This is a genomic window from Subdoligranulum sp. APC924/74, from assembly GCF_003324125.1.
Classification (GTDB): domain Bacteria; phylum Bacillota; class Clostridia; order Oscillospirales; family Ruminococcaceae; genus Gemmiger; species Gemmiger qucibialis.
On the sequence record NZ_PSQF01000011.1, the window covers coordinates 45901 to 56558 of the forward strand.

The 10658-nt window shown below is 54.8% G+C and carries 7 protein-coding genes and 1 tRNA gene; 2 read left to right on the plus strand and 6 right to left on the minus strand.

The genetic code is table 11. From position 1 onward, the window contains the following. Positions 1-30 precede the first annotated feature (30 nt). From C4885_RS05140 to C4885_RS05165, 6 genes are all read right to left on the minus strand, one after another. The gene (locus tag C4885_RS05140) at positions 31-2385 is read right to left on the minus strand and encodes an ABC transporter permease (protein ID WP_113999321.1); all 2355 of its coding nucleotides are present in this window, start codon (positions 2383-2385) and stop codon (positions 31-33) included. Next, positions 2382-3065: an ABC transporter ATP-binding protein gene (locus tag C4885_RS05145; RefSeq protein WP_113999322.1), complete on the minus strand. Its 684-nt coding sequence runs from the start codon at positions 3063-3065 to the stop codon at positions 2382-2384. The genes C4885_RS05140 and C4885_RS05145 overlap by 4 nt, the downstream gene beginning before the upstream one ends. A gap of 101 nt (positions 3066-3166) precedes the next feature. Next, a complete protein-coding gene (locus C4885_RS05150; RefSeq protein WP_113999323.1) occupies positions 3167-4204 on the minus strand; it encodes a cell wall metabolism sensor histidine kinase WalK in 1038 nt (345 codons plus the stop codon). Positions 4205-4213: 9 nt separating this feature from the next. Then, on the minus strand, positions 4214-4894 hold the full coding sequence (locus tag C4885_RS05155) for a response regulator transcription factor (protein WP_113999324.1): 681 nt from the start codon (positions 4892-4894) through the stop codon (positions 4214-4216). Next, positions 4891-5298: a hypothetical protein gene (locus C4885_RS16635; protein ID WP_242979493.1), complete on the minus strand. Its 408-nt coding sequence runs from the start codon at positions 5296-5298 to the stop codon at positions 4891-4893. Before C4885_RS16635 ends, C4885_RS05155 begins: the two co-directional genes overlap by 4 nt. Positions 5299-5337: 39 nt before the next feature. Then, positions 5338-5414 (minus strand) — tRNA-Arg (locus C4885_RS05165). 712 nt (positions 5415-6126) lie between these two features. Between C4885_RS05165 and C4885_RS05170 the strand changes: the two genes are divergently transcribed. Together C4885_RS05170 and C4885_RS05175 are read left to right on the plus strand one after the other, a co-directional pair. Further along, positions 6127-8904: a glycoside hydrolase family 2 TIM barrel-domain containing protein gene (locus C4885_RS05170; RefSeq protein ID WP_113999325.1), complete on the plus strand. Its 2778-nt coding sequence runs from the start codon at positions 6127-6129 to the stop codon at positions 8902-8904. Positions 8905-9289: 385 nt separating this feature from the next. After that, positions 9290-10501 carry a hypothetical protein gene (locus tag C4885_RS05175; RefSeq protein ID WP_147237763.1) on the plus strand — a complete coding sequence of 404 codons (1212 nt, stop codon included), beginning with the start codon at positions 9290-9292 and terminating at the stop codon, positions 10499-10501. Positions 10502-10658 lie beyond the last annotated feature (157 nt).

The following is a 10658-nucleotide window of genomic DNA, read 5'->3' on the forward strand; positions in this document are numbered from 1 at the left end:
CATAAGCTGATGGACATCTGTTGTTCTGGCTTATAATTCACTGATGGTTGCAGTAATGGGCTGCATGAGGATTCGCCTGACCGGGTTATATACTGCCAGCACCACAGCCGCCAGCACGACTACGACAATCACGGCAAGACACCCCCACGGCACCTGCCACGCTGCACCGAAATAATGGGTGATGAGCAGGATATACAGCTTCCGATTCAGCACAAGACCCAGCGCAATGCCCACCACAAGACCGGACACCGCATAGGTGCCAGCTTCGGCAGAGATCATGCGTTTCAGCTGTGCATCATCCATCCCGATGGCACGCAGGATGCCATACTGCTTCATTCGTGCCGACACGCTCATGGAAATGCTGTTGATGATGTTCAGAATGGTGATTCCTGCAATCACGATGAGAAACGCATAGACCACCAGATGAAACGCCCAGTAGGTGCTTTGTATCATCCGATTTCCTTCGATTCGGTTGGAAAAAACAACCTGCTTGTTTAACGTGTCGCTCAGCAGGGTGTGTATTTGTGCAATGGCTGCGTCTGCTGTGGTATCTTTTAGTTGAATATCGATCACCGCATAGCGGTTTTGCCCGGTCAGCTGATGGAAGGTTTCTTCGGTGCAGATAACAATCGGGGAATCGGTACTACTGAACGGGCTGTCGTTCAATACACCCACGACTGTGAGCTTTGCATCCTCCAGCTGAATGGTATCACCCACGGTTAGGGAGTTGCTTTTGTCGAATACCGTCAGCACAGGGTATGTGCCATCCTCCGGCTCCTGCGGAAGGGTTCCGCCAATCAGGTCTTTTTTCGCCCAGTCAAACTGTATACTATCGTATGAAATCAGGTCGATGGACCCCTGTTTTCCCTGATATTCCGCCGGGAGCGGGCAATACATCCGCCCGAATGCGTGTTTGACTTCCGGCAGAGCTTCCAGCTGCTCCACCAGCACCGGGTCAAGGACATTTTGCCCGGATGTTTCAGCCACCGATAAGTCCGGTGCGTAGGACTGCACCGGATTCAGCGCAAATCCAACCCAACGAAGCAAAACCGAAAAGCTCAAAAACAGGAGAATGCTTAACGCAAAGGAACCTGTCATCAGAAGCAAGTTCTTTTTGGACGAGGTTGCATGGCTCACGCCCAAAGAGAGCTCTGCACGACTTCCAAACAACCGAGCATGACACGGAGAATCCGCTGCATTTTCCACTACATTCCCAGTTGCTGCTGTGATCGGAGAAGCTTTTGCCGCCCGCCGTGCCGGAGAAGATGCCGCGAACCAAACCGTGATAAGTCCCAGCGCGGAACCACAGATAATACCGACCGGGCTGATGCCAAGCACTGGTAAAGAGCTGAACTCCTCGCCGATAAATCCACGCAGAAAGGAACACAATCCCCATGTGGAAACGATTCCCAGCACACATCCTGCTGGAACAGCAGTTTTACACCAGAAAAGAGCTTCCAGCCGGACAAGCATCCGAACCTGATTTTTTCCTGCCCCAAGACAACGCAGCATTCCATAATAGCTGGTACGCTGAGCTACATTGCTGTTGATGCTGCCTGTGATCATAAAAATTCCGGCAAGGACGACCATGCCAGCCAACACAGCCGCTACCGCATATAAGCCTACAATATAATCGTTGTTGCTGCTTGCGTTCAACGCCATCAGGTAAGTATTTTCGGAGATTTTTTCTTCTGAAATTCCGTACTTGTTTTCGATGTTCACAATGGACTGCCGCAAATTGGTACGTGGCTTGAACTGGATGAAATACTGTGTTTCAAAGGATTCTTCTACCTGTGCGGCAATCTGAGAAAATGTACTGCGGTTCATCACCAGCACAACAGCATCATACTGGTTCGTATCGGAGGTATCCTCATTGAAACCTGCGACAGTAAGCGAAATGGTCTGTCCATCCGGGAGCGTCAGCGGAATCGCTGTACCGACCGTAACATCCAGCCAATCCCGGATGTTTGCTGTCACGAGCACTTCGCCATCCGCCGGGGCAGTGCTACACTGCATTCCCGGAAAGATTTGAAGGATTGCATCATCTGCTCCTACCAGTGCGGCACGTTTATCTCCGGCAAAGTAGTTTTCCGTAAGGGAAGCGTTGATGTCGCTATACGCCGAAAGTGCAGCAACATTCTCCTGTGCGGCAAGCTCTGCGGCTGTTTCAGGGGAGATGTCCTTTACCATGATATGCCAGTTTCCGTTTTTGTTCAGCTGGTTTGAGGTTTCCATCCGAATCGCCATATCTGCCATACTGAACACCGCCGTGACCAGAAACACCGCAAGGACGATGCACAAAATCGTCATGCGGTTCTGCCGTCTGCGTACCTTGGCAGAAATCGGGATCAGGCTCAGATAGCTTTTCATTTCTGTGCTGCTCATTCCCGGCACCTCCCAAAATCGGTCAGGCAGCCGTCCGATACCTGCAGCACCCGGTCTGCCGTCTGCGCAATACTGCGGTTGTGGGTGATCATCAGGATAGTCTGCTCGTATTTCCGGGATGTTTCTTTTAGCAGGGCAATGACCTCGCTGGTGTTCTGGGTGTCCAGATTGCCGGTCGGCTCATCCGCCAAAATCAGTGAAGGGCGGGTCATCAGGGCGCGGCCAATGGCTACCCGTTGCTGCTGCCCACCGGAAAGCTGGCTTGGCAGATGCTTCCGACGATCTTTCAGATTCAGCACGGTCAGCAGTTCTTCCAGATATGCCCTGTCCGGCTTTTGGTAGTCCAGCAGCACCGGGAACAGGATGTTCTGTTCTACGGTCAGTTCCGGGATGAGGTTGAATGCCTGAAAGATAAAACCGATATTGCGGCGGCGGAAGATCGTCAGCTCCCGGTCTTTCATGGCAAAAACATCCTTGCCATCAATCAGCACCTTGCCGGAAGTCGGCGTATCCAGTCCGCCAATCAGGTTGAGCAGGGTGCTTTTGCCGGAGCCGGATTCGCCAACGACCGCCACATATTCGCCTTTCGGCACTGAAAAGTTAACATCTTTCAGCGCATGGACAGCAGTTTCTCCGCTGCCGTAGGTCTTGCAGAGATGGTTGACTTCTAATAGTTCCATAGTGTATCCCTCACTTTGCAGGTTCCTTCGATTCAGACGGATTATCTCTGTCTGTGCAGAAAAGGATAACACGTCAACCTTACTGCAAGCCTACACTCAGCCTACAATTTTGTAGGAATCGGAAAATTCAGAGTAAAGGTTGTGCCCTTTCCCAGCTCGCTGTCTACTTCAATGGTGCCGTGATGGGCTTCCACAACGGCTTTTGCCAGCGGCAGACCCAGCCCGATGCCCTGTGTATCCTGTGAAAAGCGGCTGCGATAAAACCGTTTGAAGATATGGTACAAATCTTCCGGGTGGATGCCGCTGCCGTTGTCGCGCACTTTGATCTGAACCATGGACGGCAGTGCATTCCACTCTACCTGAATCGTATCTCCGCTCTTTGTGTGGTCAAGGGCATTCTTTACAAGATTGTCCACAGCTTCCTGCATCCAGTCACGGTCGCACCAAAGTGTAACCGCCTCTGAGCCGGACAGAACAAGCTTTTTCTGTTCCTGCTCTGCACGATAGTTATACTGCCGCGCAATGTCCTGCACCATTTCAGCAACATTTTCGTTTTTCTTCTCCAAGACGACCGAACCGGCATCCAGCCGGGTGATTTTGAGCAGATTCTGCACCAGCGTTTCGATGCGGTCCAACTCCTGTTCGGACAGGTCTGCAAACTCTTTGACCTCCGACGGCGAAACAGCTTCGTCCTGAAGCAGACCGTTGTAGATATTCAACGCCGCCAGCGGTGTTTTGAGCTGGTGCGAAATATCTGCAATGGTATTTTTCAAAAAACGCTTCTCACGCTGCTCGTTGTCTGCGTGTGCGCTCAGAACTGCCGCCAATGCATTAACGGAGTGAAACAGACGGTAAAATTCTCCCTCCCGGTCGCAGTCCAGTCGTGCATCCGGGTTGCCATCCAGACAGCTTTGGATTTGCTGGACTGCCTGTTCCAGAAGCGCGCTCTGCCTTTGGAAATAGCGAAAAAGCACGCCCCAGAGACAGCCGCCCAGCAGAAGAAAAACCAACAGTAATGCGAAAGAGAATGCGTGCGTCGTATGCCATATGATACCCTGCGTGAGAACCAATGCCACCGCCCAGACCGCCAGCACGGCTTGGAACAAATTTCGGATCTCCCGGTTTGCGAATACTTTCATACGGCACCTTTACCCATTCCATTTATAGCCCATGCCGCGGACGGTCAGCAGCATCTGCGGTTTGCCGGGGTCGTCCTCAATCTTCATCCGCAGCCGCCGGATGTACACTGTTAAGGCACTGCTGTCAATGTAATCCCCATCGCAGTCCCACAGTGCATCCAGAATTTGTTCCTTGGATAGCACGGCATTCGGATGCTGCATAAAGAAGCAGAGCAGCTTGTACTCTGCGCCGGTCAGTTCCAGCAAGATTCCGTTTTTGTATGCCTGCCCCTGCAACAGCCGGACGGTGATGCTGCCCGATTCCAGTACGGGTTCTCCTGCGCTGGACGCATTTGCACGGCGAAGCAGTGCATTGACCCGCGACAACAGGACACCCAGCTTGAACGGCTTGGTCAGGTAATCATCCCCGCCCAGTTCCAGCCCCATGATGATATTCATTTCCTCATCCGAAGCAGTCAGGAACAGAATCGGCACGTTGGATGTGCGCCGCACCTTCTGGCAGAAATCGAAGCCAGAGCCATCCGGCAGGGAAACATCCAGCACCAGCAGGTCATATTTTCTGTCTGACCACAGCACCTCGGCTTCTGCCAGCGTCCGGGCTGTATCCAGTGCAAAGCTCTGTTTCTTGAATGCAAAGGTCAGCCCACTGATCAGGCTCAGATCATCTTCCAAAAGGAACAGTTTTCTCATGATTCCCTCTCTTTTCTGCGTTTTGTGTGTCCTACAGGTTCAAAAGCATTATAAGTTTTTTCTGCGAACATTACAATGTGCGAAACGGAAATCAGGCACATGGTATGCTGTTCACAGATGTCCAAAGGAGCGTGCGTTTGAACAAAAAGGAAAAGTCCACAAACACTTCCCCTTATCCCGATGAAGTCATTGACCGTCTGGCGCGGGCATTCTGCCCGGCCATCCTTGCCTGTTGGAACAGCGAGGAGGGCCAGCGGGAGTTTGCCGCGTGGCAGGCGGAACAGGCTCATCATGCAAACAACGAAAAACAGAAAGTTCCCACTGGGGCGTTTCTGCCCCGCGGGACGCAAAGCGCGGGGCACGGGCTGTTCGAATCCTCCCTTTTGCTGCCCCATAAAATCCATGCAAAACAAAAAGAGCAGCACCCCATAAGGTGCTGCTCTTGGTGCGACCGGGAGGATTCGAACCTCTGGCCTTCCGGGTCGGAGCCGAACGCTCTATCCAGCTGAGCTACGATCGCTTATATATGAAAAACGCCGTTACAGCGTATTTCAATCTTGTAAAGTAGTCAATTTCCAATAGTGGTCAATTCGTGGTCTGACTACCGTTGACCACCGCGTTTTTACAAACGCAAATCACGCTGTATCGCACAAAAACAAGCCAAAAACCTGCCCTGTCGCAGTTGTCGGAGGCCAGTGCTCTATCCAGCTGAGCTATGATCGCATATATTGAGAAAACGCCATGCCGACATGTTCCGGAGAGAGAAAAAACCAGCTCTTTGTACAGAAAACAAACCGTTGTTGACCGGGTACATTTTGTGTGTTAGACTGGCAGTAGAACGTACAAAAGCAGGTGCAAAGCCGCTGTAAAAAGCATTGCAGATGGAACGAAAGATTACGCTTTAATCATATTACCACATTGCGGCGGCGGATGCAAGTATCAAAATCGTTTTGCGGCAATGCGAAACGGATAAAAATTAACTCTGTACGTAAGGTGTGTCTGGAAAGTCGAGCATTCAGTCTGTTTCAGACATCCCTTAGGGGGTATCTGAAACAGTCGAAACTATCGTCTATTTCTACAAACGCAGCGGGATTATGCGTTAAAAAGCCTTGGAATCCACAAAGGATTCCTACGGCTCTTTGCCTTAAAATCCTGCTTGTGTTTGCGAAATATCCGTCATTTTCTTTGTTTTCAGATACACCTTAGGCAAAAATAAAAGGAGCAATATTATCATGATACCGGAACTGAACTGGTTAAGTGACCCGACTGTGTTTGCCGTGAACCGGCTGGATGCCCATTCGGACCATGTATGCTACCGTACTGTGCAGGAAGCCGCGCAGCGCCACAGCAGCCTGCGCCAGCCGCTGGACGGCATGTGGCGCTTTGTATGGAGCAGCTGCCCGGCCCAGCGCCCGGCGGATTTCTGGCGCGAAGGAGCGGATCTTTCGGGCTTTGGTACCATCCGTGTGCCGGGCCATATGGAGACCCAGGGCTATGGTCAGCTGCAATACACCAACACGCTGTACCCGTGGGATGGACGCAGTGCGCTGCGGCCGCCGCAGGTGGATCTGAACGATGATCCCGTTGGCAGCTATGTGCGGGAATTTGATCTGGATGCCGGGCTGCGCGGGCAGCGGGTATGCATCAGCTTCCAGGGTGTGGAACAGGCCATGTACCTGTGGTGCAATGGCAAGTTCGTGGGCTATGCAGAGGACAGCTTTACCCCCTCGGAATTTGACCTGACGCCGTACATCAAAGAAACCGGCAACCGCATCTGCGTGGAAGTGTACAAGCGCAGCAGTGCAGCATGGATCGAGGACCAGGACTTTTTCCGCTTCTCCGGCATGTTCCGCCCGGTATACCTGTACGCCAAACCGGCGGTGCATCTGGCGGACATCTGGCTGAAAGCGGGCCTGAGCGAGGATAACACCACTGGTCTGCTGACCCCGGAGCTGAAGCTGGATGGAGAGACCGAAGGAGTCAGTGTGACTTTGCGCCTGACCGACCCGGAGGGCTATGCCCTGTATGAAGGCCCTGTGACGGGGAACACGATTGAGTTGGAGGGGATTCAGCCGTGGAGCCACAAGACCCCGGTGCTGTACCATGCAGAGCTGACGCTGAAAGATGCACAGGGCACCGTGCAGGAAGTGGTGCCCTATGACATCGGTTTCCGCCGCTTTGAGATGAAGGACGGCATCATGTGCCTGAATGGGGAGCGTGTGGTGTTCAACGGTGTAAACCGCCACGAATGGAACCCCGAAAAGGGCCGCGCTATTGATGCGGATGATATGAACGCCGCCATGGCCGTGCTGAAAGCCAACAACATTAACGCCGTGCGCACCTGCCATTACCCGGACCAAAGCCTGTGGTATGATCTGTGCGACAAAAACGGCATTTACATGATCGATGAAACCAACCTGGAAAGCCACGGTAGCTGGCAGAAGCTGGGCGTGATCGAACCCAGCTGGAATGTGCCGGGCAGCCTGCCGGAATGGAAAGACTGTGTGGTGGACCGTGCCCGCAGCATGCTGGAGCGCGACAAAAACCACGCCGCGGTGCTGATCTGGTCCTGCGGCAACGAAAGCTATGCGGGCGAGGATATTCTGGCCATGACGCAGTTTTTCCACGCCAAGGACCCCAGCCGTCTGGTGCATTATGAAGGTGTGGTGCATAACCGCGCGTTTGCGGCCATTACCGATATGGAAAGCCGAATGTACGCCAAGCCGTGGGAAATCCGGGAATATCTGGAATCCAAGCCGGAAAAGCCGTTCATCCTGTGCGAATACATGCACGATATGGGCAACTCTCTGGGCGGAATGGAAAGCTATGTGAAGCTGGCGGAAGAATACCCGCAGTACCAGGGTGGCTTTATCTGGGACTACATGGACCAGGCCATCTGGCATACGGACGTCATGGGCCGCAAGGTACTGGGTTATGGCGGCGATTTTGGCGAGCGGACAACGGATTATAACTTCAGCGGCAACGGCATTGTATACGCCGATGGCGCAGAGAAGCCCGCCATGCAGGATGTACGCTACTGGTACGCCAGCCCGGCGGACCGTGCGGCGCAGGATGCCGTCAACGATGCTGCGGCAGCACAGGCAGACCGTACGCTGGCCGAAGCCTGGCAGAGCCGCCGCACCTACCCCCTGGTGGTGACCCAGGGCGACGGCAACCTGGGCGTAAAGGGCAAAAACTTTGAGATGCTTTTCTCCATTGCGGGGGCTGGCCCGGCATCGCTGAAGGTGAACGGCACCGAATGGCTGTGGCGCGCACCGCGCCCGGCGTTCTGGCGGGCCTCCACCGACAATGACCGCGGATGCGGCTTCCCGCTGCGCGCGGCGGCCTGGATGGCGGCGGATGTGTTTGTAACATATAACGGCATGAAGGTGCTGGAAGCAGCTCCCGACTGCGTAAAGGTGCAGTTCCAGTTTGGCATCCCCACTGTGCCGGGGGCCAGCGCAGAGCTGGTCTACACTGTGGAAGCACAGGGCGCATTGCGGGTGGATGCCGTTTACCACGGCGTAGCCGGTGCGCCGGAGCTGCCCTGTTTTGGTGTGAAATTTGAAACCTTTGGCCCGGTGACCCGCACGGTGTGGACCGGGCTTTCCGGCGAAACCTACCCGGACCGCTATAAGGGCGGTGTGTTCGGCTGCCATGAGGAAACCCCGCATGTGGAGCCACATCTGGTTCCGCAGGACTGCGGCATGCACATGCAGACGCGGCAGGCCATGCTGGAACAGCGGGATGCCTGCGGCCACACGACTGCCGCGCTGACCTTGCAGCAGGTGGATGCACCATTTGCGTTCAGCGCGCTGCCCAACACGGCGCAGGAGATCGAGGCGGCGCAGCACATTACGGAGCTGCCCGCGACCGGCCGCACCAGTGTGATGGTGCTGGGCGCAGTGCGTGGCGTTGGCGGCATTGACAGCTGGGGCACCGATGTGGAAGAGCCTTACCATGTTTCTGGCGAGGAAGACCACAGTGTAAGTTTCCGCATTGTGCTGTAAATGTGGAAGTTAGAGATTAGAAGAAACGGACAGCCGGGGCGATTGGCCCCGGCTGTTTTTTGGTGGGATGGACAGGCAGAAAAAAGTGTTTGCAAGGCGGGGGAGTTTAATCCCCAAAGTGTTGTTGGGGTTATAGGTTGGCGGGCGCACAATGTGCCCCTCCCTATGAGAGAATAGGGCACACGAAGCGGGGGGATACATTGCGCGGCGTTTGGCACCCAGCAGAGCAGGGGGAGAAAATGAAAGGATTGTAAATTGTGCGCCAAAACAGCACAAAGCGGAAAAAAGCGTGGACAGGCACCGGCTGTTTGTGGTATACTTAAAAAATACAAAATAGTTACAAAGTGGGCTGGTGCGCGGCATGTGCCGGCCTATGTGGAGGTGTATGGTTACGGAAGCCATTCGGAGCCGTATGGTGTGGGTCATCACGGGGGTACTGGCGCTGCTGGTGCTGCTGGCGCTGCCTGCAAAAGCGGAAAGTGCGGACTATGAAACAACGCTGGACCGCTTGGGCCGCCTGCAAGCGCTGGCGGAACAGTATATTGAAGAAAAGAACAGCGGCGATGACCCCATTGACCTGACTTTGAGCTTTACCCGTGTGGGGGATTATAACACGGACATCTGGCAGCTGACGGCGGGCACCCGCGATGGCGAATTTGAAAAGTACGCCACCGATGCAGACCCGGACCTGTGGGATTTGCAGGGGATGAACACCGTGGAACTGCCCAACGGGCAGGGCATTGATTTCGGCCACCTGCTGGCGGCCATGAACCTGGTATACCGCGGCATGCCCATTGCCGGCAGCTGGGGCGGCGACTGCATGCAGCTGGCGCAGGTGTATGCCGGGCAGGCCAGCGATGCAGACGGCTATGCCAGCCTGATGCAGCAGACCTTTGCCATTGAGGATGACGGCAGTGCTTCCAAATTTGGCGACCAGGACCTGCGCGCTGACCTGGACTCCGTTGTGGCAGGGTCCGAGCTGAAAAGCGGCAGCAACGTTGCCGATGTGCTGCGGAACTATTACACCAACCTGACGGATTACGACCGCTGCTACCAGTTTATTGCCATGAGCTTTGGCAGCATGAACACCAGCGACAGCGAAGCGTTCCGCAACAAGGTGTACAGCACCATGACGGCGGATGCCGGCATGCAGCTGCTGCTGTATAAGATCGGCATGTGGTCCAGCAGCGGCTGGCAGGTGGATGCCGATGCAGAACCCGCCCTGCGCGGTGCCTGCAATGAACTGGCTGATTACCTGAGCCGCGCTGTGAACGGCGAAAAGGTCAAAAGTGCATCCAGCACCCTGATGCACACGATGGCTGGGCAGGCCCTTGTGGATGCCCTGAATGCACTGGGAGATGGGGAAGCAGCTTCCGCTGCACAGAGCGCACTGGAAGCGGATTCCGGCGCTACAATATCGACCAGCAGCGGGGACGCTGTGGATGATGCCCTGAACACCGCAACCGAAAAGCTGAAAACGGATTTTAACGCCCAGGCCTTTGAGCTGGGGCTGCTGGTATTGGGCGCTGCCGCCCTGCTGGGCATGGTGGTGTGCATTGCCATGCTGATCAGCCACCGCAGCAAACGCAATCGCTGAGCCGGGCAAACGAAAGAAAAAGGAATGGGGCGCTGCCGGGTGAAACGGCAGCGCCCCATTTTATGTGGAAAGAAAGTAAGGGCAACACCGCACAATTCCCGCCTTGCGGCTTAAGCACCGCTCCGGCAGCTGCGGCACGGCATCTGCGTTGCCAAAA